The 22,974-nt window shown below is 66.2% G+C and carries 26 protein-coding genes; 12 read left to right on the plus strand and 14 right to left on the minus strand.

Annotated features, from left to right (window positions below):
• Nucleotides 1-45 precede the first annotated feature (45 nt).
• Nucleotides 46-1,173 (minus strand): histidinol-phosphate transaminase, encoded by a 1,128-nt coding sequence (gene hisC, locus ACN0WF_RS04405; RefSeq protein ID WP_417771566.1) that lies wholly within the window; start codon nt 1,171-1,173, stop codon nt 46-48.
• Between the two features lie 333 nt (nt 1,174-1,506).
• On the opposite strand from hisC, the gene metX reads away from it, so the two are divergent.
• Both metX and metW read left to right on the plus strand, forming a co-directional pair.
• Nucleotides 1,507-2,688: a homoserine O-acetyltransferase MetX gene (metX, locus tag ACN0WF_RS04410; RefSeq protein WP_417771713.1), complete on the plus strand. Its 1,182-nt coding sequence runs from the start codon at nt 1,507-1,509 to the stop codon at nt 2,686-2,688.
• A complete protein-coding gene (gene metW, locus ACN0WF_RS04415; RefSeq protein ID WP_417771567.1) occupies nt 2,685-3,305 on the plus strand; it encodes a methionine biosynthesis protein MetW in 621 nt (206 codons plus the stop codon). Before metX ends, metW begins: the two co-directional genes overlap by 4 nt.
• Here metW and ACN0WF_RS04420 read toward each other — a convergent pair.
• Complete coding sequence (locus ACN0WF_RS04420; RefSeq protein ID WP_417771568.1) at nt 3,241-4,059, minus strand: class I SAM-dependent methyltransferase; 819 nt, start codon at nt 4,057-4,059, stop codon at nt 3,241-3,243. The genes metW and ACN0WF_RS04420 overlap by 65 nt on opposite strands.
• Nucleotides 4,060-4,312: 253 nt before the next feature.
• Here ACN0WF_RS04420 and gloB point away from each other — a divergent pair, with 253 nt between their 5' ends.
• The 5 genes from gloB to ACN0WF_RS04445 all read left to right on the plus strand — a co-directional run bounded on the left by gloB (nt 4,313) and on the right by ACN0WF_RS04445 (nt 8,142).
• Nucleotides 4,313-5,098, plus strand: coding sequence for a hydroxyacylglutathione hydrolase (gene gloB, locus ACN0WF_RS04425; protein ID WP_417771569.1), 786 nt, complete (start codon nt 4,313-4,315; stop codon nt 5,096-5,098).
• A 16-nt stretch (nt 5,099-5,114) separates the two neighbouring features.
• Nucleotides 5,115-5,561, plus strand: a complete 447-nt coding sequence (locus ACN0WF_RS04430; protein ID WP_417771570.1) for a cupin domain-containing protein — start codon at nt 5,115-5,117, stop codon at nt 5,559-5,561.
• A 185-nt stretch (nt 5,562-5,746) separates the two neighbouring features.
• On the plus strand, nt 5,747-6,967 hold the full coding sequence (locus tag ACN0WF_RS04435; protein WP_417771571.1) for an argininosuccinate synthase: 1,221 nt from the start codon (nt 5,747-5,749) through the stop codon (nt 6,965-6,967).
• Nucleotides 6,967-7,665: a hypothetical protein gene (locus ACN0WF_RS04440; protein WP_417771572.1), complete on the plus strand. Its 699-nt coding sequence runs from the start codon at nt 6,967-6,969 to the stop codon at nt 7,663-7,665. The genes ACN0WF_RS04435 and ACN0WF_RS04440 overlap by 1 nt, the downstream gene beginning before the upstream one ends.
• A gap of 78 nt (nt 7,666-7,743) precedes the next feature.
• The gene (locus ACN0WF_RS04445; protein ID WP_417771573.1) at nt 7,744-8,142 is read left to right on the plus strand and encodes a VOC family protein; all 399 of its coding nucleotides are present in this window, start codon (nt 7,744-7,746) and stop codon (nt 8,140-8,142) included.
• Here the strand turns inward: ACN0WF_RS04445 and ACN0WF_RS04450 are convergent.
• The 4 genes from ACN0WF_RS04450 to ACN0WF_RS04465 all read right to left on the minus strand — a co-directional run bounded on the left by ACN0WF_RS04450 (nt 8,091) and on the right by ACN0WF_RS04465 (nt 11,114).
• Entirely contained in the window at nt 8,091-8,768 is a 678-nt protein-coding gene (locus ACN0WF_RS04450; protein WP_417771574.1) for a helix-turn-helix domain-containing protein, read from the minus strand. The two genes, ACN0WF_RS04445 and ACN0WF_RS04450, sit on opposite strands and share 52 nt — an antisense overlap.
• A gap of 23 nt (nt 8,769-8,791) precedes the next feature.
• Nucleotides 8,792-9,715, minus strand: a complete 924-nt coding sequence (locus ACN0WF_RS04455; RefSeq protein WP_417771575.1) for a polyprenyl synthetase family protein — start codon at nt 9,713-9,715, stop codon at nt 8,792-8,794.
• 198 nt (nt 9,716-9,913) lie between these two features.
• Nucleotides 9,914-10,441, minus strand: a complete 528-nt coding sequence (locus tag ACN0WF_RS04460; protein WP_417771576.1) for a carboxymuconolactone decarboxylase family protein — start codon at nt 10,439-10,441, stop codon at nt 9,914-9,916.
• 121 nt (nt 10,442-10,562) lie between these two features.
• The gene (locus ACN0WF_RS04465; protein ID WP_417771577.1) at nt 10,563-11,114 is read right to left on the minus strand and encodes a peroxiredoxin; all 552 of its coding nucleotides are present in this window, start codon (nt 11,112-11,114) and stop codon (nt 10,563-10,565) included.
• 247 nt (nt 11,115-11,361) lie between these two features.
• Here ACN0WF_RS04465 and ACN0WF_RS04470 point away from each other — a divergent pair, with 247 nt between their 5' ends.
• From ACN0WF_RS04470 to rpmF, 3 genes are all read left to right on the plus strand, one after another.
• The gene (locus ACN0WF_RS04470; protein ID WP_417771578.1) at nt 11,362-12,330 is read left to right on the plus strand and encodes a hydrogen peroxide-inducible genes activator; all 969 of its coding nucleotides are present in this window, start codon (nt 11,362-11,364) and stop codon (nt 12,328-12,330) included.
• A complete protein-coding gene (gene mtgA / locus ACN0WF_RS04475) occupies nt 12,327-13,070 on the plus strand; it encodes a monofunctional biosynthetic peptidoglycan transglycosylase (protein ID WP_417771579.1) in 744 nt (247 codons plus the stop codon). Before ACN0WF_RS04470 ends, mtgA begins: the two co-directional genes overlap by 4 nt.
• Nucleotides 13,071-13,222: 152 nt before the next feature.
• On the plus strand, nt 13,223-13,408 hold the full coding sequence (rpmF, locus tag ACN0WF_RS04480; protein WP_417771580.1) for a 50S ribosomal protein L32: 186 nt from the start codon (nt 13,223-13,225) through the stop codon (nt 13,406-13,408).
• Nucleotides 13,409-13,643: 235 nt separating this feature from the next.
• On the opposite strand, the gene phbB is transcribed toward rpmF, so the two are convergent.
• On the minus strand, nt 13,644-14,372 hold the full coding sequence (gene phbB / locus ACN0WF_RS04485; RefSeq protein ID WP_417771581.1) for an acetoacetyl-CoA reductase: 729 nt from the start codon (nt 14,370-14,372) through the stop codon (nt 13,644-13,646).
• A 243-nt stretch (nt 14,373-14,615) separates the two neighbouring features.
• Nucleotides 14,616-15,797, minus strand: coding sequence for an acetyl-CoA C-acetyltransferase (locus ACN0WF_RS04490; protein WP_417771582.1), 1,182 nt, complete (start codon nt 15,795-15,797; stop codon nt 14,616-14,618).
• 334 nt (nt 15,798-16,131) lie between these two features.
• On the opposite strand from ACN0WF_RS04490, the gene phaR reads away from it, so the two are divergent.
• Complete coding sequence (phaR, locus tag ACN0WF_RS04495) at nt 16,132-16,728, plus strand: polyhydroxyalkanoate synthesis repressor PhaR (protein ID WP_417771583.1); 597 nt, start codon at nt 16,132-16,134, stop codon at nt 16,726-16,728.
• A gap of 77 nt (nt 16,729-16,805) precedes the next feature.
• On the opposite strand, the gene ACN0WF_RS04500 is transcribed toward phaR, so the two are convergent.
• Nucleotides 16,806-17,240 (minus strand): GlcG/HbpS family heme-binding protein, encoded by a 435-nt coding sequence (locus tag ACN0WF_RS04500; protein WP_417771584.1) that lies wholly within the window; start codon nt 17,238-17,240, stop codon nt 16,806-16,808.
• Between the two features lie 242 nt (nt 17,241-17,482).
• Here ACN0WF_RS04500 and ggt point away from each other — a divergent pair, with 242 nt between their 5' ends.
• Entirely contained in the window at nt 17,483-19,075 is a 1,593-nt protein-coding gene (gene ggt / locus ACN0WF_RS04505) for a gamma-glutamyltransferase (protein WP_417771585.1), read from the plus strand.
• 85 nt (nt 19,076-19,160) lie between these two features.
• On the opposite strand, the gene ACN0WF_RS04510 is transcribed toward ggt, so the two are convergent.
• The 5 genes from ACN0WF_RS04510 to ACN0WF_RS04530 form a co-directional block, all read right to left on the minus strand.
• Nucleotides 19,161-19,523: a hypothetical protein gene (locus ACN0WF_RS04510; RefSeq protein ID WP_417771586.1), complete on the minus strand. Its 363-nt coding sequence runs from the start codon at nt 19,521-19,523 to the stop codon at nt 19,161-19,163.
• Between the two features lie 167 nt (nt 19,524-19,690).
• Nucleotides 19,691-20,119 (minus strand): hypothetical protein, encoded by a 429-nt coding sequence (locus ACN0WF_RS04515; protein ID WP_417771587.1) that lies wholly within the window; start codon nt 20,117-20,119, stop codon nt 19,691-19,693.
• A 209-nt stretch (nt 20,120-20,328) separates the two neighbouring features.
• Entirely contained in the window at nt 20,329-21,666 is a 1,338-nt protein-coding gene (locus ACN0WF_RS04520) for an ammonium transporter (RefSeq protein ID WP_417771588.1), read from the minus strand.
• A gap of 24 nt (nt 21,667-21,690) precedes the next feature.
• On the minus strand, nt 21,691-22,029 hold the full coding sequence (locus ACN0WF_RS04525) for a P-II family nitrogen regulator (protein ID WP_417771589.1): 339 nt from the start codon (nt 22,027-22,029) through the stop codon (nt 21,691-21,693).
• 357 nt (nt 22,030-22,386) lie between these two features.
• Entirely contained in the window at nt 22,387-22,938 is a 552-nt protein-coding gene (locus ACN0WF_RS04530; protein WP_417771590.1) for a DUF924 family protein, read from the minus strand.
• Nucleotides 22,939-22,974: the final 36 nt, after the last annotated feature.

Below are 22,974 nucleotides of genomic sequence, written 5' to 3' on the forward strand. Positions count from 1 at the left end.
TTTGACTTGGGACCCGGCCGCAGGCGCGGCACGGGTCCTGGAAGGTCAGGCCGCGAGGAATTCCTTCAACACGGCGACGACGTCTCGATTGGCCTCTTCCGAGCCGATCGACATGCGCAGCGCGTTGGGCAGGCCATAGGCGCCGACCGCGCGCAGCACGCAACCACGGTCGCTCAGATATCGGTCTGCATCCGAAGCCGTCTTGCCCGTGTCCTCGGGGAAGTGCAGCAAAAGGAAATTGCCGACGCTCGGCGTCACCTTGAGGCCAAGCGCCTCCAGTTCCTTCGTCACCCAGGGCAGCCAGGTCTCGTTGTGCGAGATCGCCGCGTCGATGAAGGCGCGGTCGCGCACGGCGGCAGCGCCCGCCGCCTGCGAGGCGGAGGAGACGTTGAAGGGCCCGCGGATGCGGTTCAGCGTGTCGATCAAATGGGCCGGACCGTACGCCCAGCCGATACGCAGCGCCGCAAGGCCGTAGATCTTCGAGAAGGTGCGGGTCATCAGCACGTTCTCGGAGGTCGCGGCCAGTTCCATGCCGGCTTCGTAATCGTTGCGCCGGACGTATTCCGCGTAGGCGGCGTCGAGCACGAGCAGCACCTGCGGCGGCAGGCCGGCCTGAAGACGGCGGACCTCGTCGAACGGCAGATAGGTGCCGGTCGGATTGTTCGGATTGGCGAGGAAGACGACCTTCGTCTTGTCGGTGACGCAGGCAAGGATCGCGTCGACGTCGGTGGTCAGGTCCTTCTCCGGCGCCACGACGGGCGTGCCGCCGGCGGCCAGGATCGCGATCCGGTAGACGATGAAGCCGTATTCGCTGAAGACAGCCTCGTCGCCGGGGCCGATGTAGGCGCGCGCGACGAGTTCGAGGATCTCGTCGGAGCCGTTGCCGCAGATGATGCGGTCGGCGTTGAGCCCGTGCACGTCGGCAATCGCCTCGCGCAGGCGGACGGAGCCGCCATCGGGGTAGAGCTCCAGATGCCCGGCCTCACCGCGATACGCCTCGATCGCGGCCGGGCTCGCGCCGAGCGGCGTTTCGTTGGAGGAGAGCTTGTGAAGCTTGCCGCCACCGGTCGACTTGGTGCGGCCGGGCACATAGGGCGCGATCTCCATGATGCCCGGGCGGGGCGTCGGACGGAGGGCGGGGGTCGGGTTTGCGCTGGAGTTCGTCGGCTGCATGTTTCTGGACCGGTTCACGCGATTTGGAAGGAGACCCGCTGGTCGCCTCCGGTGCAGCAACGCTGCCCCCGGCGCCCCGGATCCGCGCCATTCATAGGCAGTCGGAAGGGCTAAGGCAAAAGAAAACATTGACCTCGCCGAACCGGCCTCCTACCTCTCAACCCTCCCGAATGGTGGGGTTTATGCGGCGTCCGCCGGTCGGCATGCCGTTCCGCCGGCGGGTTCGCAAGGGGCAGGCAGGAGCGCCGGGGCGCGATGACGGACCAGACAAGCGAGGACGCCGGACGGGCGGATGAAGTGGCCGAAGCGGCGGCAACGGGCGGAGAATTGCGCATGTCGCCTGCGAGCGAGGCGGACACCCCCTCCAGCCAGTTCGCGCGGTTCGGCGGCGAGCGTGCACTCAAGCTTGATTCCGGGCCTGTGCTCGATCCCTGGCAGATCGCCTATGAAACCTACGGCACGCTCAATGCGGAGCGCTCCAACGCGGTGCTCGTCTGCCATGCGCTGACCGGCGACCAGTATGTCGCCTCGGCCAACCCGCTGACCGGCAAGCCTGGCTGGTGGTCGCTTCTGGTCGGCCCCGGCCGCCCGGTCGACACGGACCATTATTTCGTCATCTGCGCCAATGTGCTCGGCGGCTGTCTCGGAACCACGGGACCGGCGTCGACAAACCCGGCGACGGGCATGCGCTGGGGGCTCGACCTGCCGTTGGTGACCATTCGCGACATGGTCAACGCGCAGGCCGTTCTTCTCGATCACCTGGGCATCGAGACACTGTTTGCGGTCGTCGGCGGCTCGATGGGGGGCATGCAGGTCCTGCAATGGGCTGCAAGCTATCCCGAACGCGTTTTCGCCGCCGTGCCGATCGCCTCCGCCGCGCGTCATTCGTCGCAGAACATCGCTTTCCACGAAGTCGGGCGCCAGTCGGTGATGGCCGATCCCAACTGGTGCGGCGGACGCTATTTCGAGCGCGGCGTGCGCCCGTCCAAGGGGCTTGCGGTGGCGCGCATGGCCGCGCATGTCACCTATCTCTCGGACCCGGCGCTGCACCGCAAGTTCGGGCGCAACCTGCAGGACCGGGACGCGGTGACCTTCGGCTTCGACGCGGACTTCCAGATCGAGAGCTACCTGCGCCACCAGGGGATGACTTTCGTCGATCGGTTCGATCCCAATTCCTATCTCTATGTGACGCGGGCGATGGACTATTTCGATCTGGCCGCCGACTACGGCGGCTCGCTGGCGCGCGCCTTCCTGCACTCGCCGACCCGGTTCTGCGTGATGTCTTTCACCTCGGACTGGCTGTTTCCCACCGCCGAGAGCAAGGCGGTCGTGCGCGCGCTCAATGCGGCTGCGGCGAATGTCTCCTTCGTGGAGGTGGAGAGCGACCGGGGGCATGATTCCTTCCTGCTCGACGAGCCGGAGATGTTCCGCACGGTGACGGGCTTCCTCACCGGGGCCGCCCATGCGCGCGGCATTCCCGCGCCGGGCGAGACCGTGAAGGGAGATCAGGCATGAGCGGGACGCGGCATGAACAGGCGCGCGGCGATCACAGGCTCGTCGCCGATCTGGTGACATCCGGGTCCCGCGTGCTCGACATCGGCTGCGGTGACGGGGCGCTGCTTGACCTTTTGGTGCGCGAGAAGCATGTCGACGGGCGCGGCATCGAGCTGTCCCAGGCCGGTGTGAACGCCTGCGTCGCGCGCGGGCTCTCGGTCGTGCAGGGCGACGCGGACCGCGATCTTGCCGATTATCCCGACGATGCCTTCGACTTCGTCATCCTCAGCCAGACGCTGCAGGCGACCTATGCGCCGCGCCAGGTGCTGGGCGAACTCCTGCGCATCGGCGCCAACGTCATCGTCTCCTTCCCCAACTTCGGGCATTGGCGCAACAGGTTGCAGCTCATGTTTCAGGGGCGGATGCCGGTGACGGACTATCTCCCCTATTCCTGGTACGACACGCCGAATATCCACTTCTGCACCATCCGCGACTTCGTCACCATGTGCGGCGAGGTGGATGCGCATATGGTCAAGGCGATGGCGCTCAACGCCCGCGGTGAGCCGGTCGGCTTCACGGCACCCTGGTGGGTGTGGAACCTGATTGGCGAGCAGGCGCTGTTTCTGCTGAAGCGTTGAAACGCATGTGGGTGTGACCGCTCAATCCTGTGGTGGCGCCGTCGGGAATGAACAGCGGCCGGAAACTGCGCGACACGCGCTGCTGGCGCACAGGCGCGCCGCGATAGACCTGTTTTTCCGCCTCGATCACCAGCAATCCGGCAAAGGCCGGCCAGAGACGTCGCCCGATCCGCTCCCAGGTACGCGCGCCGCGCAGAAGCAGGCGCGAACGCGTCGGCGGCAGGAACAGCGCCTCCCCGCGGCCGCGTGGCTCGAACTGGCAGTCACGCAGCAGCGCCTCGATCTGGCCGCGCGAGAACGGGCGCCCGTAGCCGAAGGGCGAGATTTCCGAGCGCGCCCACAGGCCGCGCCGGTTCGGCACGACGACCAGCACCCGGCCGCCTGGAACGAGCACGCGCCAGGCCTCGCGCAGGAGCGCCTCCGGGTCGCCGCTGTGGTCGAGCGCGTGGACGATCAGCGCGTTGTCGAAGACGTGATCGGGAAATGGCAGGTCGTCGTCTTCCACGAGCGTTGCGGAGTTTCGCCCGCCGCGCGGCCAGGCGACGACGCCCTGTTGCGCCGGCATGGCGGCGATGCAGCACAAAGCTTCGTCCAGATAGGGGCGCATGTAGGGGCCGGCATAGCCGATACCGACCAGCCGCTTGCCGGCGAGGGACGGCCAGAAGGCGCGCACGCGCGCGCCAACAAGCACGCGCAGCATCAATCCAAGCGGCAGGTCGTAGAAGGTGCGTTGATGCGCGGCGTCGAGATACATGGGCAACCTGAGAGCACTTTCGGCAGGGACACCCGGACCATCGCGTGTCGGACGGCGGGGTTCCGGGATTGTCCCGACCCGGTAGCCGCCGGCCGATTGAACCCTTCCGCGACGCGCGATGCAACCGCTCAATATGACGCCGGCGGAGCGGCCTGGGGTCTTGTCTCGTCCGGGTCCCCGGTGCAGTCTTGGCCGCGCGCTGAGCGGCGCGGACAATCGACGGTCGACAATCGGCGGCAACGGGGTAGCGAGAATGAACGGTGGCGGCATGGATGCGGATATCCGGCAGTTTGCGTGTCTCGACGACAATTTCGGCGTGATCCTGCATCTTCCTGCGACCGAGCGGACCATTGCCATCGATGTGCCGGATGCGGCGCCCTATCTCGCGGTGCTGGCGGAGACGGGCTGGCGTCTCACCGACATCCTGATCACCCATCACCATTGGGACCATGTCCAGGGGCTTGAGGCCCTCAAGGCGGAGACCGGCGCCAGGGCGACGGGGCCGGAGATGTCGCGCGATCGGATCGTCGGGCTCGACGCGGGTGTGAGCGACGGGGAGCGGCTCGAGATCGGGGGGCTTTTGCTTGAGGCCATCGGGACGCCGGGCCACACGCTCGACCAGATCTCCTGGTTCGCGCCGCAGATCGGGTTCGCCCACACTGGCGACACGCTGTTCTCACTGGGTTGCGGTCGTGTGTTCGAGGGCGACATGGCAATGATGTGGTCCTCGCTCGACAAGCTTGCCGACCGTCTTCCCGGCGACACGCGGATCTACTGCGGGCACGAATACACCCTCTCCAACGCCCGCTTCGCGCTGACGATCGATCCGCAGAACACGGCGCTTGTCGCCCGTGCCGAGGAGGTGGAGGCGCTGCGCTCGGCCGGACGGCCGGCGCTGCCGACGACCATGTCGCAGGAACTTGCCACCAATCCCTTCCTGCGCGCCCGCGATCCGGCGATCCGCGCGGGTCTGGGGATGGAGACCGCGAGCGACGCCGAGGTCTTCGCCGAGATCCGCCGCCGCAAGGACAGTTTCTGAGATGCCGCAGGATGCGATGACCGCTTCGAACATGTCTGCCGACGAGGTCGTTCGGCTTCTTGAGCTCAGCCCGCACCCTGAGGGCGGGCACTACCGGGAGACCTTTCGCGACGACGCGGTGGATGCCTCCGGCCGAGCCCGCGCAACGGCGATCCACTATTTGCTCGCCGAGGGCGAACGCTCCGCCTGGCATCGGGTTGATGCGGCCGAGATCTGGCTTTGGCATGCCGGCGCGCCGCTGGCGCTAGAGATCGCTGGGGAGGGGACGGCCCGCAAGACCGTTACCCTCGGCGGCGACCTTGTCGGCGGCGAGACACCACAGGGCATCGTGCCGGCGGGCGCCTGGCAGGCGGCGCGCAGTCTGGGGGCGTGGACGCTGGTCTCCTGCGTCGTCGCGCCGGGCTTCGAGTTCGCGGGCTTCGAGATGGCACCTGCCGGTTTCGTGCCGCCGTCGCAAGGCTGACGGCGGGCGAAGCCCCCGATTTCCCGGCTTGCGCTTCGTGGTGCACGGGCTACAGTGCGCCCGGTTTTCGGCTGCCCTTTCGGGGGTTCCAGGGCAGCGGGAGGATCGGTCGCGATCTTCCTGGCATCTTCCCCGATCCCGCATCGCCGGGACTTCTACACCGGATCTACTGGACTCAGGACCTCATGGCTCACAAAGATATCAAAAAGGTGGTGCTTGCCTATTCTGGCGGCCTCGACACCTCGATCATCCTGAAATGGCTGCAGACGGAATATGGCTGCGAGGTGGTGACCTTCACCGCCGATCTCGGCCAGGGCGAGGAGCTTGAGCCGGCCCGCAAGAAGGCCGAGATGCTTGGCATCAAGGAGATCCACATCGACGATCTGCGCGAGGAGTTCATTCGCGACTTCGTCTTCCCGATGTTCCGTGCCAACACCCTCTATGAGGGCGTCTACCTGCTCGGCACCTCGATCGCCCGTCCGCTGATCTCCAAGCGGCTGATCGAGATCGCGCATGAGACCGGCGCCGACGCCATCGCCCACGGCGCCACCGGCAAGGGCAACGACCAGGTCCGCTTCGAGCTTTCGGCCTATGCGCTGGATCCTGACATCAAGGTCATCGCCCCGTGGCGTGACTGGACGCTCAAGTCCAGAACCGACCTGATCGACTTCGCCGAGAAGCACCAGATTCCGGTGCCGAAGGACAAGCGCGGCGAGGCACCGTTCTCGGTCGACGCCAACATGCTGCATTCCTCCTCGGAGGGTAAGGTTCTCGAGGATCCGTGGGAAGAGCCGCCGGAGTATGTGCACCAGCGCACCGTTTCCCCGATGGACGCGCCGGATGTTGCCACCGAGATCACCATCGGCTTCGAGAAGGGCGATGCCGTCTCCCTCAACGGCGAGGCGATGTCGCCTGCGACGCTGTTTGCCAAGCTCAACGACTATGGCCGCGACAACGGCATCGGCCGGCTCGATCTCGTCGAGAACCGCTTCGTCGGCATGAAGTCGCGTGGCGTCTACGAGACGCCCGGCGGCACGATCCTGCTCACCGCCCACCGGGCGATGGAGTCGATCACGCTCGACCGCGGTGCCGCCCACCTCAAGGACGAGCTGATGCCGCGCTATGCGGAGCTCATCTACAACGGCTTCTGGTTCTCGCCCGAGCGCGAGATGCTGCAGGCGGCGATCGACAAGAGCCAGGAGAAGGTGGCCGGCGAGGTTCGCCTGAAGCTCTACAAGGGCAATGTCATCGTGGTCGGCCGCCAGTCGCCCCATTCGCTCTACTCCGAGGACCTGGTCACCTTCGAGGATGATCACGGCGCCTACGACCAGAAGGACGCGGCCGGCTTCATCCGCCTCAACGCGCTGCGCCTGCGCACGCTCGCCAAGCGCGACCGCGTGAAGTAATGAGCGACCCGGCGCGGGACGGGGCGTGGCTTGCCGGTCTTGGCAGGCGCCTCGCCCGCGCCGGGTTTCTTGTCGCGGGCGGATTTGCTCCCGAACCGGACGACAACGTGCCCGCCTTGCCGGACGGGGCACCCGCCGCCGCGGTTCTCGTCGTCGGCAGCCTGTCGAACACCGTTCTCCCGATCCTGAAGGAGCGCCCCGAGTGGCGCGATGGCGCGTCCGATCCGCTCGACCGCTACACCCGTGCCGCGCTCACGGCTGTCGCGGAAGACGAGCAGCTTGGCGTCGTCTTTCCCTTCGATGGGCCGCCCTGGCATCCTTTCCAGCGCTGGGCGCTTCGCACGGGTGGCTTCTCGCGCTCGCCCCTGGGCGTTCTCGCCGACGAGCTCCATGGCCCCTGGCTGGGGCTGCGTGCGGCGCTCCTGTCCCGTGAGGCGCTGCCGGCGACCGGGCGCTCCGGCGACGGCCCGTGCCCGACGTGCTCCAATCCCCCCTGCATTTCCGCCTGTCCCGCCGGTGCGCTCGACAGCACTGGCTACGACGTACCCCGCTGCCTGGCGTGGCTTTCGGCGAATCCGTCCGCCGACTGCCACCGGGGCTGTCTGGCGCGGCGTGCCTGCCCCTTCGGACGCGCGCATGCGCAAGGGCCCGAGGAGGCCGGCTTTCACATGCGCAGCTTTCTGAGCGCGGCCTTCTAGGTTTGTCGCAAATCTTCAAGACTGGCTTGCGGCGACGGAGTATGCGAAGGCCGGACAAGTCGATCAGGAGGTCCTTCGATGAAATTTCGCTACACCATCCTCTACGTGGAGGATGTGGCCCGCGCGTTGGCGTTCTACCAGCGTGCCTTCGGTCTCGAGACCGCTTTCCTGCATGACAGCGGCACCTACGGTGAACTTGCGACAGGCGGGACGAAGCTGGCGTTTTCCGCGCGCTCCCTGATGACGCAGCTTGGCAAGACGCCGGCACGAGCGGTCCCGGGCGCGCCCGTCTTCGAGATCGCCCTGGAGACCGATGATGTCGCAGGTGCGCTGGCCAGGGCCTGCGCCGCCGGTGCGGAGCTTGTTCAGGATGCGCGTGAAGAGGACTGGGGCCAGACGACGGCCTATGTGTCCGATCCCGACGGCTATCTGGTCGAGATCTGCTCACCCGTTGCCGGGACCGCGAGTCCGGACTGAGCCAGCAGCGAGAGCCGGTGCGGGTCGGTCCTGAGCCGCGCCGGTGTCGCTCCGAACCAGTGGCGGAAGGCGCGCGTCATGTGCGCCTGGTCCGCATAGCCCGCGTCGGCGGCGATGTCGGCGAGCGGCGCATCTTCGCGCAGCCCCGATGCCGCATGCCGTGCACGGGCCAGGCGAAGCCAGAAGCCGGGGGCGGGCAGCTCGTTGGCCTGAAACAGCCGTTGCAAGGTCCGGGGCGTGAGCGACAGGCGTCGAGCGAGCCCTGCAGCCGTTGCGGCGGGGGCCGCCTCGATCGCGGCGAACGCCTCGATGATTCCGATTTCTCGCCCGCAGTGTTCGTCGATCAGCGAAAGGGGAGAGGCCGGGTTGTCCCTGGCTTGCGTGATCCGCGTCAGAAGGCGCGGGGTGTCGATCCGCGTTCCCGGCGCAAGACGGTAACCCGTCAGCCGGGTGCCGGGCGGAAAGTCGGTGGTCAGAACCGGGGCCGTGTGCAGGTCGCTGACGAAAGCCGTGGGTCTTGAGCCGGGCTTGGTGACCAGGATCAGGTCGCGGCACCCGTCCGGCAGGACGAGGTCGCAACCGCGCGCGGTGACGGTATGATCCCAGACATCGAGGAGAGTCGTCATTGCCGGCCGGACATGCGCTGGTTCTAGCGGTCGCGGTCGGCAACGAAGCGGGCGAGCGCCACCAGCTCGGCTGACCGCGCGCCGAAAGGCGCCAGCAAGGCCTCGGCCTCCGCGACAAGGTCCGCGAGTTCGGCCCGTGTCTCGGCAACGCCCTTGAGCGCGACGAGGGTCGCCTTGCCGGCGTCCGCATCCTTGCCGGCGGCCTTGCCAAGGCGGGCGGCATCGCCTTCCACGTCCAGAAGGTCGTCGGCGAGCTGGAATGCAAGCCCGATGATCTCGCCGAAACGGGTCAACCGCTCGAGATCGGGGCCGCTTGCATCGGCAAGGCGCGCGCCGGTACGTGCGGCGTAACGGATCAGCGCGCCGGTCTTCATGGCCTGGAGGAGCCGGATTTCCTGTTCGCTGCGGTCACGGTGCTCCGAGGCGAGGTCCAGCATCTGACCACCCGCCATGCCGCCGTGACCGGCGGCCCGGGCAAGCTCGCGCGAGGCCTCGAGACGCACGGCCGCTGAGGTGTGAACGGCCGGCGCGGCGATCAGGTCGAAGGCGAGGGTGAGCAGCGCGTCGCCGGCAAGGATGGCGGTCGCCTCATCGTAGGCCTTGTGCACCGTCGGACGGCCTCGACGCATGTCGTCGTCGTCCATGGCCGGCAGGTCGTCGTGGACCAGCGAGTAGCAGTGGATGCATTCCAGCGCCGCGCCGGCAAGAACCACCCCCTCGTCGTCGCGACCGAAAAGCCTTGCCGTGGCCAGAAGGAGGCCGGGGCGCAGGCGCTTGCCGCCGCCAAGGGCCGCATGGCGCATGGCCGCGACAAGGCGTTCGGGGCGGGGGTGCTCACCGGCAAGGGCGGAGGTCGCAAGGGCGTTATCGAGTGCCGCCTCTACACGTCGTGCGCAATCGGCAAGCAGGCGGATGGGATCGCCGCCGGACGCATCCTGGTGGGTCAAGCTCTGCCTCCGCTTGGTTGTCTTTCGCAAGGCACGGTCCCGCCTGGGCGGGGCCCCTCCGTGCTGTTCCGAAAACGCTGCGGGCGGTGCTGCCGGAGACCGCACCGCCCGTTGTCTTGTCTCTCCACCTCAGTGTCGCGAAACGCGCCAAAGGTCAACCGCGCGAAACGCGCCAAGGGACAGCCGCGCGAGCTGCGCTCAGGCGGCGAGATCCGCCTCCAGCGCCACGGCGGCCGACTGGATGATGGCGGCGTAGCGGATCGCGGTCTGGATCTGCTCGCTCGACATGCCGGCCTTGCGCAGGATGTCCTCATGGGCGTCGATGCACATGCCGCAGCCGTTGATGGCGGAGACCGCAAGCGACCACAGCTCGAAATCGACCTTGTCGACGCCGGGCTTGCCGATGATGTTCATGCGCAGCTTTGCCGGCATGGTCTTGTACTGGTCATTGGAGGCCAGGTGGACGAAGCGATAGTAGACGTTGTTCTGCGCCATGATCGCCGCGGCCGCCTTTGCGGCGGCAAGTGCCTCGGCGCTCAGATGCGCGCCGGCTTCCTCGATCAGCTCGGCGCGAACCTTCGGATTGCGGCTGGCGATGCCGCAGGCGACCATCAGGCCGTATTTCTGCTGGTCGGTGAAGGTCTCGTCGCTGGCGAGCGAAGACAGGTTCAGCCGCGTGTCCTTGGCAAAATCCGGCAGCGCGGCCTTCAGGGCATCAATAGACATGAACGGTCTCCTGGAACGGGTCTCCGGCGAAGAGCGCCGGTGCGCGTGCCGTGGCACGCGATACTGCGGATCGAAGGGGCGGCGGGACACGTCCCGCCGCCCTGTTTCTGCTTCGCGCCGATCAGGCCGCGAGCGTTGCGCCGCCGACCTCACGGTTGCAGGGGCACAGCTCGTCGGTCTGCAGGGCGTCGAGAACGCGCAGCGTGTCCTTCGGGTTGCGGCCGACGTTGAGGTTGGTCGCATAGACGTGCTGGATGGTGTTCTCATCGTCGACGATGAACGTGTAGCGATAGGCGACGCCGTCGGGCGAGCGAACGCCGAGGCCGTCAACCAGTGAGCCGTTGGTGTCAGCGAAGGACCAGATCGGCAGCTTGTCCAGATCCGGATGATCGCGACGCCAGGCGAGCTTGCAGAACTCGTTGTCGGTGGAGCCGCCGAGGACGACGCAGTCGCGGTCCTCGAAGTCGCCGGCAAGGCGGGCGAACTCAGCGATCTCGGTCGGGCAGACGAAGGTGAAGTCCTTCGGGTAGAAGAAGATAACCTTCCATTTGCCCTCGAAGCTGGTCTCCGTCAGCGTCTCGAACGCGCTCTCGCCGTTCTCCTCGTGGTGGTTGAAGCCCGGCTTCACGCCGACGATCTCGAACTCGGGCAGCTTGTCGCCAATACCGATCATGGTGTGTCTCCTGAGTTGAGGCCCGGCGCGCGCTCTTGCGCGCGGTGCCTGAAAAGCGGTTTGCCCTGCCTGTTGTGCAGTGCAATGACACCGGGTATGCAAATGAAACGACGTTCGGTCAAACCGATAAATTCGATGTAGTGCATCGGTATTGTCGATACATCAGGGCGCCCCTGCGTCATCTTGTCGGAGGCCTGTCAAAACGCCGCGGCGTGATGCTCCGGCACCGGTTGAATGGAACCCGCGAATGCTCCCGACGCTTCGGCAAATGCAGTATTTCGTCGCGCTCGCGGAGCATCGCTCCTTCGTGCGCGCGGCGCGCGCCTGCCATGTCACCCAGTCGACGCTGTCCGGCGCAATCCGCCAGTTCGAAGAGTGTCTCGGGGCGGAAATGATCGACCGGTCGGGACGGGTACTGTCGCTGACGGAGGCGGGCGAAAGCGTTCTCGACCGGGCGATCCTGATCCTGCGCGAGGCCGAGGACCTCGCCGGGTTGGCAAGCGCGGCGCGCAAGCCCCTTTCCGGGCGTCTCAGGCTTGGTGTCATTCCCTCCATTGCGCCCTTCCTTCTTCCCCAGGCCCTGCCGGCGCTGCGCAGGGCGCACCCCGACCTGCGTCTCGTGCTGCGCGAGGATCTGACCCGGGTGCTCGTGCAGGACCTCAAGGATGGCCGCCTCGACGTCCTGCTGATCGCGCTGCCCTATGACACGGGAGATCTGGAAAGCGAGGTGATCGGCTCCGACCGGCTGCTGCTGGCGCTTCCCGAGGGCCATCCGCTGGCCACGCAGGCACCGGTGGATCTGGCCCGGTTGCGGCGCGAGCCGCTGCTGTTGCTGGAGGATGGGCACTGCCTGCGCGAGCACGTGCTGCTGGCCTTCAACGGAGGGGCTCCGATGGAGGCCGATGACATTCGCGCTTCGTCGATGACGACGCTCGTGCAGATGGTGGACAATGGTCTCGGCCTGACGCTCGTTCCCGAAATTGCCGTGAGGGCGGGGGTGGCGCGCGGAACGCGACTTTCGATCGTGCCGATCGAGGGCACGCAGGCGGTGCGCCAACTCGGGCTTGTCTGGCGCAGGCGGTCCGCGCATACGGCCGATGCGCGCACCCTTGCGGCGGCGCTGCGCGACCACCTTGCCGGGCGCTCGACGCCGGCGGCGAAGGCTGGCAAGAATGGTGATGACGACGGGGGCGGGGACGCGGAGACGATGGCGTGAGCGGACGGGGCAGGGCGGGAGGCGAGGCGAGTGGCGATACGCGTCCGTCAAGGCGGCGGGTGTCCATCCGCAGGATCCTTCTCAGGGTCGTTCTCGCGCTGGTGCTTCTGCCGCCGCTGCTGACCATCGTCTACGCGGTCGCGCCGCCGGTGAGCACCTTGATGCTGGCGCGCTACGCACAGGGGCTCTGGGTTGACCGGACCTATGTCCGGCTCGAGGATATTGCTCCGGCCCTGGTGCGCTCGGTTGTCGCCTCCGAGGACGGCCGTTTCTGCGACCATGGCGGCGTCGACTGGCAGGCGCTGGACAAGCAGATCGATGCGCTCGGCGAGGGGGATGACGTGCGCGGCGCCTCGACGATCACCATGCAGGTCGCCAAGAACCTCTTCCTGTGGAACGGGCGCAGCTACGTGCGAAAGGGCATGGAGCTGCCGCTGGCGCTGATGCTCGACGCGATGCTCTCAAAGCGGCGGATCCTGGAGATTTATCTCAATGTCGCCGAATGGGGCGAGGGCGTCTTCGGCGCGGAAGCGGCGTCGCAGGCATGGTTCGGCAAGCCCGCGTCCGAGCTTTCGCGCAGCGAGGCCGCGCGCCTTGCGACTGCCCTTCCGAACCCGTTGGCGCGCAATCCGGCCAATCCGAAACCGGGGCACGCGCGGCTGGCGCGGATCAACCGGGGGCGGGCTTTGGGAATGGATCCGCACCTCGATTGCCTGCCCGGCTTTGCCTCGGGCCAATAAACGGAGCGGCGGAGCGCAAAAAAATCGCTTTCGGGCTGGCAAATGCTTGCGGGTTTCGGTATAAGCCCGCCATTCCTGCACACCGCGTGGACCCACGCCCCGGGCAGACCCGGTCCGGGTTCGCGGGATATTGCACGACGGAGAGAAGAACAATGGCCGTTCCGAAGAGAAAAACCTCGCGCATGAAGCGCGGTCAGCGTCGCTCCGCCGACGCCCTGCGGCAGCCGTCCTATGTCGAAGACAGGGATTCCGGCGAGCTGCGCCGTCCGCATCATGTCGACCTGAAGACCGGGATGTACCGCGGTCGTCAGATCCTGGCGCCGAAGGACGGCGTCTGAGCGGGCTTGCCGCGCGGATGAAGACCCGCAGGGACGGATCCGACGCGGCGCGCAATGCGCGCTTGCAGGTCCGACGCCTGCAGGACAAGAATATTCGGTAAAGGGACCGGTTGCGCCGGTCCCTTTACCTTTTTGCGCGTTTGCGCTGCCGTAGCATCTGCGCGGCGGCAATGAAAAACCCCGGATGCGGCGACGCATCCGGGGTTTTCGTTTGTATGGAGACCGGCTCGGGTGGTCAGCCGTTGGCGTAATACTGACCGCCGTTGATGGTCATGACCGCGCCGGTCATGAAGGCTGCCTGCTTGGACGCGAGATAGACCACCGCCGCGGCGATTTCCTCGGCCTGGCCAAGGCGTCCCACCGGGATGCCCGCGATGATCCCCTCAAGGACCTTCTCCGGCACGGCGGCGACCATGTCGGTATCGATATAGCCCGGGCAGATCGCGTTGACCGTGATCCCCTTGCGCGCCGTTTCTGAGGCAAGAGCCTTGGTGAAGCCGATGACGCCGGCCTTGGCGGCGGAATAGTTGGTCTGGCCGAGCTGGCCCTTCTGTCCGTTGATCGAGGAGATGTTGATGATGCGGCCGTGGCTGCGCTCGCGCATGCCGTCGATGACCGGACGGGTCATCGTGAACATGCAATCGAGGTTGGTGCGGATCACCGCCGACCACTGCTCGTAGTCCATCTTGTGGAACCAGCCGTCGCGGGTGATGCCGGCGTTGTTGACCAGCACCTCGACCGCGCCGAGGTCGGATACGACCTGCGCCACGCCTTCCTTGCAGGCTTCGGCATCCGAAACGTCCCACCTGTAGACATGAATTCCGGTCTCGGCCTTGAAGGCTTCCGCCTTCTCGGTGTTGCCAGCGTAGGTCGCCGCCACCGTGTAGCCGGCATCCTTCAGCGCCTTTGAAATAGCGGCGCCGATGCCCCGCGTGCCCCCCGTCACGATTGCCACATTGCTCATGGACGTCGTCTCCTCTGCCGGCTCAGACAAGCTGAAAAAGCCCTCATGATCTTTTCCAGATGTCGCGGTGATGCCCCAGCGGTTGCTGGCTTTCAATGATCTATATCAATTTATGGTTGTGCTTCGCCCGTTCTTTCGCGGGGCGTTTCGAGTGTTGCGGTGGAGGTGTGGTGTCTCCTGGCGCGGCGGCTTGCGCCGCAATGCGGACGGCCCAAGGGCCGTCCGCTGCGAGAGCCTGTCGGCTCAGCGCTCGACGCAGAGGGCGACACCCATGCCGCCGCCGATGCACAGCGTGGCGAGGCCCTTCTTCGCGTCACGCCGGCCCATCTCGTGAAGAAGCGTGACGAGAACGCGGGCGCCGGACGCACCGATCGGATGGCCGATGGCGATCGCGCCGCCATTGACGTTCACGATGTCCGGGTTCCAGCCCATGTCCTTGTTGACCGCGCAAGCCTGTGCCGCGAAGGCCTCGTTGGCCTCGACGAGATCGAGGTCCTCGACCTTCCAGCCGGCCTTCTGCAGCGCCTTGCGCGAAGCTGGGATCGGGCCGGAGCCCATGATCGCGGGATCGACGCCGGCGGTGGCCCAGGATGCAACGCGGGCAAGCGGTGTCAGGCCACGGCGCTCGGCCTCGGCCGCGCTCATCACCACCAGCGCCGCGGCGCCGTCGTTGATGCCCGAGGCGTTGCCGGCGGTGACGCTGCCGTCCTTGGCAAAGGCGGGGCGCAGCTTGGCCATGCCTTCCAGGCTGGCGCCGTGGCGGATGTACTCGTCATCCTCGACGACGCGTTCGGCCTTGCGCTCCTTGACGGTCACCGGGGTGATCTCGTCCTTGAAACGACCGGCCTTCTGGGCAGCCTCGGCCTTGTTCTGGGACGCGACGGCGAAGGCGTCCTGCTCGTCGCGGGAGATCTGCCACTTCTCGGCGACATTCTCGGCCGTCTGACCCATGTGGTAGCCGTTGAAGGCGTCCCACAGGCCGTCCTTGATCATCGTGTCGATCATCTTGAAGTCGCCCATCTTGTAGCCCGAGCGCATATGCGCGCAGTGGGTCGAGAGCGACATGCTTTCCTGGCCGCCGGCGACGACGATCGAGGCGTCTCCGGCCGTGATCTGCTGCATGGCGATGGCCACGGTGCGCAGGCCCGAGCCGCAGACCTGGTTGAGCGTCCAGGCGCTTGCGGCCGGATCGATGCCGGCAAGGATCGCCGCCTGGCGTGCCGGGTTCTGGCCCTGGCCGGCGGTGAGAACCTGGCCGAAGACGAGCTCGTCAATCTCCGTGCCGGTAACGCCGGCGCGTTCCATGGCCGCCTTGATGACGATGGCGCCCAGTTCATGGGCGGGGGTATTGGCGAAGGATCCATTGAAGGATCCGACGGGTGTGCGCGTGGCGCTGACAATGACGACGTCGGTGTTTGCGCTCATGATGATGCCTCCGAAATCCGGACCTCCCGGAAACGCGCCCCTCATGCTTATGTTTTTTCGCGCGCTTTGGCCCAACTAGAGACGCTCGCCCGACCTTAGTCAACCGCAACGCATGGGACGGAGGCGCGAAAAGACGGCTTCGCCTGCTCATCATTTGGTCTGAGGAGGCCGGATTGGGCACGCCTGTCAGCGGGCAGACAAAACGGTGGTACCGGAGGCGACAATTGGCTTATCGTACAAGGCAGAAGGGGCGGCGCGCCGGGTCGACGACGGGCCGCCGGGGAGGATAGCGCGCGCGTATCGCGCAGCGCAAAGCCGGAAGCCGGAAGACGATATGGGCAAGACGACCGAGCCGACGATCATCAAGAAATACGCCAACCGCCGCCTCTACAACACGGGCACGAGCACCTATGTGACGCTCGAGGATCTCGCGTTGATGGTGAAGGGGGAGGAGGACTTCGTGGTCTTCGATGCGAAGTCGGGCGAGGAAATTACCCGCTCCGTACTCACCCAGATCATATTCGAACAGGAAAACAAGGGGCAGAACCTTCTGCCGATCACGTTCCTGCGCCAGCTCATCCGCTTCTATGGCGACAGCATGCAGAACGTGGTGCCGAGCTATCTCGACTTTTCCATGAACTCGCTGACGAAAGAGCAGGACAAGCTGCGCGAGCAGATGTCGGGTGCCTTCGGAACGGGCGCGTTCGACGTGATCGAGGATCACGTGAAGCGCAATGCCGAGATCTTCGACCGGGCAATGCGCATGTTCCTGCCGTTTGGCGCAGCGAAGGGTGCCGATGGCGAAGAGGGCGCGATCCGGGAGCCGGGCGCAGCCCCGCAAGCGGCGAGCGCCGAGGATCTCGATCAGCTCAAGAAGCAGCTTGTGGAGATGCAGAAGAAGCTCGACTCGATCGCCACCGACAAGAAATAGGGTGTCGCTGGCGGGCGTGCGCACGACAAAGAAGGCCGGCTCCTTCGCCGGCCTTTCCCTTGTCTCGTATTGTCTGCCTAGCCGACGTCGGGCGTGAAGCCCGCCGCCTCGATCCCGGCGACGGCGCAGGCCTCATCATTGTCCGAGCTGTCGCCGGTGATGCCGACAGCGCCGAGAATTTCGCCGCCCTCGCCGTCGCGAATCAGCACGCCTCCGGCGACGGGAACGATGTTGCCGCCTGCGACGCCATTCAGCGCCTGGATGAAATGGGGGCGGGTCTGGGCGTTGGCGTCAAGCCAGCGCGATCCGGCCCCGACCGCGAGCGCGCCAAAGGCCTTGCCAGTGGCGACCTGCGGGCGAAGGATCGAAGCGCCATCCTGGCGGAGCAGGGCGATGGTGTGGCCGCCGGCGTCGAGAACGACGACCGTCAGCGGCTTCAGGCTCAGTTCCGCGCCCTTGGCGAAGGCTGCCTGGACGATCTTCTCCGAAAGGGAAAGGGTGAGTTTGCCCATTGGCGAAAGTCTCCTGTGCGTCGTCGGGTTACCGTGGACCTATCGCTATCAGTCCGGTGGTTGTCGACCAACGGGCAAAAACGACAAATACTCGTGCCGGCATGGAAAAAATGGAGGGCCGCGCCGGCATCATTCCCGCGTCTCGACACGCTCCCGGCCATGCAGAAACCGCCCCGGACCGGGCGCGGGCTCTGCGCCGCGAGCCCGGCGAGATCTCCGACAACCGACAGGATCTTCACGCAATGCGCGATTTCCATTTTCCCGGACGCTCGAGCGTCCACGCCCCCACGGCCATGGCCGCGACGTCCCATCCGCTGGCAAGCGCGGCAGCTCTCGAGACCCTGCAGGGCGGGGGCAACGCGGTTGACGCGGCCGTTGCGGCGGCGGCCGTTCTTGCGGTTGTCGAGCCGCAGATGACCGGCATCGGCGGCGATTGCTTTGCCATTGTGGCGCGTCCGGACGGAAAGCTTTTCGGCCTCAATGGGTCCGGCCCGGCACCAAAGGCCGCGACGCCCGCCAAGCTTGCCGAGATCGGCGTGACGGCGATCGACGACTGCGGTCCCCATGCGGTGACGGTGCCCGGCGCCGTGCGGGCCTGGGAGACGCTGCTGGCCCGCCATGGCACACGCGGCCTCGGAGAGGTGCTGACGCGCGCCATAGGCTATGCCCGCCACGGCTATGCGGTCGCACCGCGCGTTGCCTTCGACTGGGCGCGCAACGTGGCGAAACTCACCGCCGACGCGGGCGCGCGGGCGGAGTATCTGGTGGACGGCGCGGCGCCGGCGGTCGGTACCGTCATGCGCCACCCGGGGCTTGCCCGCACGCTGGAGCGCATTGCCTCGGAGGGTGCGAAAGGGTTCTACGAAGGCGAGGTGGCGCGCGATATCGTTGCAACGCTTTCGGCGCGCGGCGGGCTCATGACGCTGGATGATCTCGCCGGCATGGAAACGCTCGACATGGTGCCGGTGCGCCATCCCTATCGCGGGGTCGAGGTCGTGGAACTGCCGCCCAATGGCCAGGGCTTCATCGCGCTCGTGCTGCTTGGCATTCTCGAGCGCTTCGATCTTTCCGGTCTCGATCCGACAGGCGTCGAGCGGTTCCATCTCGAGCTCGAGGCCGGCCGTCTCGCCTATTCGGTACGCGACATGTATCTCGCCGATCCGGCGCATATGCCGCATGGGCCCGAGGCCTTCCTGAGCGATGCCTATCTGGATCGTCTCGCGTCCCGCGTGTCGCGGGGGGCGCGCATGGGCGACATTCCGCCGGCACTGCTCGGGCCGTCCTCCGACACGATCTATCTGTCGGTGGTGGACAAGGACGGTCTCGCCGTTTCGCTCATCAACTCTGTTTACAAGGGCTTCGGCTCCGGCATCTGCGCCCGGGAGAGTGGGGTGCTGCTGCAGAACCGAGGGGCGTGCTTCCGCCTCGAGCCCGGCCATCCGAACTGCATCGACGGCGGCAAGCGGCCGCTGCATACGATCATCCCTGCCATGGTGCTCAAGGACGGCCTGCCGCATCTTTCCTACGGAGTGATGGGGGGCGGCTACCAGCCTTGCGGCCATGCCCACGTGCTGTCCAACATGGTCGATTTCGGCATGGACCCGCAGCAGGCGATCGATCTGCCGCGCATGTTCTTCAACGAGAAGACGCATGTGCTGCAGGCCGAGCGAGGCGTGCCGGAGCAGACACTTGCCGGCCTGGGGGCGCTTGGCCACGAGATCATGCTTGTCGATGAACCGATCGGCGGTGCGCAGGCAATCCTGATCGACCGCGAGAATGGCATGCTGGTCGGCGGATCGGATCCGCGCAAGGACGGCTGCGCAATCGGCTATTGAGGTCGGCTGCCCGTCGCCTTGCATGAAAACGCCCGCCGTTCGGCGGGCGTTTTCTGTCCTGTGGGGGCGTTGCCCGTGGCCACCCTCAGCGGCTCACGGACAAAACGCGCCCTGTTTCCTGGGTGCGGGGACGACGCTCGGCCGAGCGATAGGCGTCAATGGCTTCAGCCGGCTCGGCGCGCCGGCGCGCGCGCTGCTGGGGCATGTTCTCGCGAAGCGCGATGAGCTGGGCAATCAGCATGGCGCTGGGACGGTAGATCCGCGCGAAGCGGTTGGCCGTCGCCTCGACGACAGGCTCGACGGCGGTGACGACGAGCGCATTGCGGCTGCCGCCGGCACCGGCCGTGCCCGCCGATGCGCCGTTCCTGTGAGGGCGAGCGCCCGTGCGCTGCGTCCTTTCGGTGCGCCCCGGTCCCTTCCCCGTACGATTTGCCGCTACGATCCGCATCGTCGCCTCCTCGGCGTGCCAATTCGAGACACTGGCAGTATTGCCGAGGAATTTAGCGCAAATGCCGTGCCAGTCGATAACTTTTTGTTAACGACTAACGTAACGGAAGGTTGATTCGGGGTGGGAAACCTCTGGAAAACCCGACGTTATGCGTCGGCGCGGAGGCGTCAGTGCATGTGGTCGCCGGGCGAGACGCCGAAGTCGCGGCGGGCGCCGGTGATCGTGATCGAGAAGCCGGCGATCACATCGACCAGCGAGATGAACATCAGGATGAAGAAGACCGAGGTCGCCGCCTCGCGCACGGTCAGGAACTCGACCAGATAGGCGATGAAGACGAGGGTCGAGAGGATGTGGTCTGTCAGCGCGACGACGCCGGTGCGCGTGGCCTTGAGCAGCTCGACGAACAGCAGGGCCAGGCCGGCGATGATCATCAGGTCGCCGATGACGAGCGTGAAGCGGGCGCCGGAGACCAGCTCGACGGTGACGATCGGGGCGGCCCAGGGGTCGCCGCCGGTGTCGCCGAGCAGCGAGTAGGCGAGGAGGTTGTAGACCAGAAGCGGTGCGACGGTCAGCGGAATGGATATGAACATCGGCATGCCGGGGATCCTCGTCCGTTTGCTGCGCCCGGAGATCGTCCCGAAAAGGGATTCGCCGGCGCCGCCGCACAATGATGTGTCTCCGGCCTTGCGGCAAGGCCGGAAGAGACTGGGAGACCGGACGAGAAAAAAGGGCCCGAAGCGGTGCTCCGGGCCCTGAAGTCACGGTCGCCGGTGCGGCAACCGTTCGGGAGATGTGTCCGGCCGGGTCAGGCGCGCTGGCTGCCCTGGCCGAATTCGGGATAGGCCTCGACGCCAACTTCGGCCTTGTCGAGACCCATGGCCTCTTCCTCGGCCGTGACGCGGATGCCGACGGTCACCTTCAGCAGGTACCAGACGACGCCGCTGGCCACGAAGGTGAATACGCCATAGGCGACAATGCCGATGAACTGGGTGACGTAGGATGTCTCGGGGTTTGTGAGCGGGACGATGATCGTGCCCCAGATGCCGCACAGCAGGTGGACCGGGATTGCACCGACCACGTCGTCGAGCTTCAGCTTGTCGAGCAGCGGCACGGCGAAGACCACGATGACACCGCCGACGGCGCCGATCAGCACGGCAAGGATCGGTGAGGGCATCAGCGGCTCGGCGGTGATCGAGACGAGACCGGCAAGCGCGCCGTTCAGAGCCATCGTGACGTCGACCTTCTTGTAGAGGATCTGCGTCAGGATGATCGCGGCAACCACACCGCCGGCAGCGGCCAGATTGGTGTTGGCGAAGATGCGCGAGATGTCGGAGACGTCGGAGTTGGAGCCCATGGCGAGCTGCGATGCGCCGTTAAAGCCGAACCAGCCGAGCCACAGGATAAAGGTGCCGAGGGTTGCGAGCGGCATGGAGGAGCCCGGCATCGGGATCACCTTGCCATCGACGTACTTGCCACGGCGCGCACCGAGGATGAGAGCCCCGGAAAGAGCCGCCCAGCCGCCGACGGAGTGCACCAGCGTGGAGCCGGCGAAGTCGGAGAAGCCCATCTCGGAGAGCCAGCCGGCGCCCCACTGCCAGGAGCCGGCGATCGGGTAGATGAAGCCGGTGAGGATGACCGTGAAGAACAGGAACGGCCAGAGCTTGATGCGCTCGGCGAGCGTGCCGGAGACGATCGAGGCCGCGGTCGCGACGAAGACCATCTGGAAGAACCAGTCGGAGGCGACAGCGTAGCTGCCCTCGTTGGCGGTGCCGGCCGCCGGCCAGCCGTAGACGGCGAACGTGCCCATGTAGCCGCCGTTGACGTTGGTGTACATCAGGCTGTAGCCGACGAGCAGATACATGATGCCCGCGACGGAATAGAGCGCAATGTTCTTGAGGCACTGCATCGACACGTTCTTGGTGCGAACGAGGCCGGCTTCGAGCATGGCGAAGCCTGCCGCCATCCACATCACCAGGAAGCCGCCGATCAGGAACAGCAGGGTGTTGAAGATGAAGGCGGTGTCGCTGGCGAGAGCATACTGAGGGGCCTCGGCTGCCGGAGCAGCATCCTGGGCCAGTGCCGAGCCGGTCGCCGCGAGGAGCGCAAGCGATGCCAGACCGACTTTTTCAAAGCTGAGTTTCATCGGGATTTCCCTTGCTCGAATGGATCAAAGCGCCGCGGCGTCGGTTTCGCCGGTGCGGATGCGCTGCACCTGGTCGAGCGCGTAGACGAAGATCTTGCCGTCGCCGATCTGGCCGGTCTTCGCGGCTGCGGCGACCGCCTCGACGACCTTGTCGGCGAGGTCCGAGGCAACGGCGACCTCGATCTTCAGCTTGGGCAGGAAGCTCACGGCGTATTCCGTGCCGCGATAGATCTCGGTGTGCCCCTTCTGGCGCCCGTAGCCCTTGACTTCCGAGACCGTCAGTCCCTGAACGCCGATGCTCGTGAGGGCGTCGCGCACCTCGTCGAGCTTGAACGGCTTTATGATGGCCATCACGATTTTCATGCTCGGTTCCGTTCCTTTCCCTGCTGCGTGTCCGCCTCAGGCCAAATGCCCCCTCGACGGAATGACCCGAACCGGAGCGCGATCCCGAAGCTGGGACGCGCGGGTCCGATTGACGCCGTCCCATCCTTTTCAAGGAGCGTGCCAAGTCGTATTGCAGTGCGAAAAGAGCCGGAAAACGGGCGTCTTTTGGGAAGAAAATACAAGGAAAAACAAAGGCGAAGCGCCGAGTGCCGAGGCCGGCGCTCCCGGCTTGGGCAAGCCGGGAGCGATTTATATCTATGCCTAAATAATAGTCACTTCGTGGCTTTGCGTATGATCAAATCATGTGCACAAAAAGCGGGCATGGATAAGAGCGCATCAGGAGCCGAAACCGCCGTCGGCGAGATAGGCGGCTTCGGCCGGACTCGTTTCGCGACCAAGCACGGGGTTTCGATGCGGAAAGCGGCCGAAGCGCCGGATCACGTCCAGATGCAGGAGTGCGTAGAAATAGGTCTCCTGATTTGCGAGGCGGCGGAAGAGATCGACGCTGCGCTCCTGCGCCGCGATGTCCTCGGCGTGCTCGAAGGGGAGGTAGAAGAAGGTGCGGGCCTGCGTCGGAAATGCCTTGTCGAAACCCTGTTCGAGCGCCCGTTCCGCCGTCTTCAGCGCGCGCTGGTCGCTGGCGAAGGCCCTTGCGTCGTTGCGGTAGAGGTTGCGGGGGAACTGGTCCAGCAGGATGATCAGGGCAAGAGCGCCATGCGGCGTCGTGGCCCAGTCGTCGAGGTCTCCCCTGCCGGCCGCGACGCTCGCCGCCTCGAACCGCTCACGGATCTCGGCATCGAAGGCATCGCTGCGGGCGAACCATTTCTGCGGTCCGGCGGTCCACCAGAAATCGAGAACGTCGAAAGGGGTGGGCTTGTCCATGGTCATTTGCGGCTTATGCTCCTGCAACCTTGCGGATCCGAC

Source organism: Stappia sp., assembly GCF_048268045.1.
Taxonomy (GTDB): domain Bacteria; phylum Pseudomonadota; class Alphaproteobacteria; order Rhizobiales; family Stappiaceae; genus Stappia.

Coding starts and splice junctions, on each gene's coding strand:
- ACN0WF_RS04450 (WP_417771574.1), bottom strand. CDS start 8,768: ATGACGACTCTCCTCGATGTCTGGGATCATACCGTCACCGCGCGCGGT.
- ACN0WF_RS04440 (WP_417771572.1), top strand. CDS start 6,967: ATGAGCGACCCGGCGCGGGACGGGGCGTGGCTTGCCGGTCTTGGCAGG.
- ACN0WF_RS04515 (WP_417771587.1), bottom strand. CDS start 20,119: ATGCCGATGTTCATATCCATTCCGCTGACCGTCGCACCGCTTCTGGTC.
- ACN0WF_RS04525 (WP_417771589.1), bottom strand. CDS start 22,029: ATGAAAATCGTGATGGCCATCATAAAGCCGTTCAAGCTCGACGAGGTG.
- ACN0WF_RS04520 (WP_417771588.1), bottom strand. CDS start 21,666: ATGAAACTCAGCTTTGAAAAAGTCGGTCTGGCATCGCTTGCGCTCCTC.
- metX (WP_417771713.1), top strand. CDS start 1,507: ATGTCGCCTGCGAGCGAGGCGGACACCCCCTCCAGCCAGTTCGCGCGG.
- ACN0WF_RS04500 (WP_417771584.1), bottom strand. CDS start 17,240: ATGGGCAAACTCACCCTTTCCCTTTCGGAGAAGATCGTCCAGGCAGCC.
- ACN0WF_RS04510 (WP_417771586.1), bottom strand. CDS start 19,523: ATGCGGATCGTAGCGGCAAATCGTACGGGGAAGGGACCGGGGCGCACC.
- ggt (WP_417771585.1), top strand. CDS start 17,483: ATGCGCGATTTCCATTTTCCCGGACGCTCGAGCGTCCACGCCCCCACG.
- ACN0WF_RS04435 (WP_417771571.1), top strand. CDS start 5,747: ATGGCTCACAAAGATATCAAAAAGGTGGTGCTTGCCTATTCTGGCGGC.
- metW (WP_417771567.1), top strand. CDS start 2,685: ATGAGCGGGACGCGGCATGAACAGGCGCGCGGCGATCACAGGCTCGTC.
- ACN0WF_RS04490 (WP_417771582.1), bottom strand. CDS start 15,797: ATGAGCGCAAACACCGACGTCGTCATTGTCAGCGCCACGCGCACACCC.
- ACN0WF_RS04445 (WP_417771573.1), top strand. CDS start 7,744: ATGAAATTTCGCTACACCATCCTCTACGTGGAGGATGTGGCCCGCGCG.
- ACN0WF_RS04530 (WP_417771590.1), bottom strand. CDS start 22,938: ATGACCATGGACAAGCCCACCCCTTTCGACGTTCTCGATTTCTGGTGG.
- gloB (WP_417771569.1), top strand. CDS start 4,313: ATGAACGGTGGCGGCATGGATGCGGATATCCGGCAGTTTGCGTGTCTC.
- ACN0WF_RS04420 (WP_417771568.1), bottom strand. CDS start 4,059: ATGTATCTCGACGCCGCGCATCAACGCACCTTCTACGACCTGCCGCTT.
- hisC (WP_417771566.1), bottom strand. CDS start 1,173: ATGCAGCCGACGAACTCCAGCGCAAACCCGACCCCCGCCCTCCGTCCG.
- ACN0WF_RS04465 (WP_417771577.1), bottom strand. CDS start 11,114: ATGATCGGTATTGGCGACAAGCTGCCCGAGTTCGAGATCGTCGGCGTG.
- rpmF (WP_417771580.1), top strand. CDS start 13,223: ATGGCCGTTCCGAAGAGAAAAACCTCGCGCATGAAGCGCGGTCAGCGT.
- ACN0WF_RS04460 (WP_417771576.1), bottom strand. CDS start 10,441: ATGTCTATTGATGCCCTGAAGGCCGCGCTGCCGGATTTTGCCAAGGAC.
- ACN0WF_RS04470 (WP_417771578.1), top strand. CDS start 11,362: ATGCTCCCGACGCTTCGGCAAATGCAGTATTTCGTCGCGCTCGCGGAG.
- phaR (WP_417771583.1), top strand. CDS start 16,132: ATGGGCAAGACGACCGAGCCGACGATCATCAAGAAATACGCCAACCGC.
- phbB (WP_417771581.1), bottom strand. CDS start 14,372: ATGAGCAATGTGGCAATCGTGACGGGGGGCACGCGGGGCATCGGCGCC.
- ACN0WF_RS04430 (WP_417771570.1), top strand. CDS start 5,115: ATGACCGCTTCGAACATGTCTGCCGACGAGGTCGTTCGGCTTCTTGAG.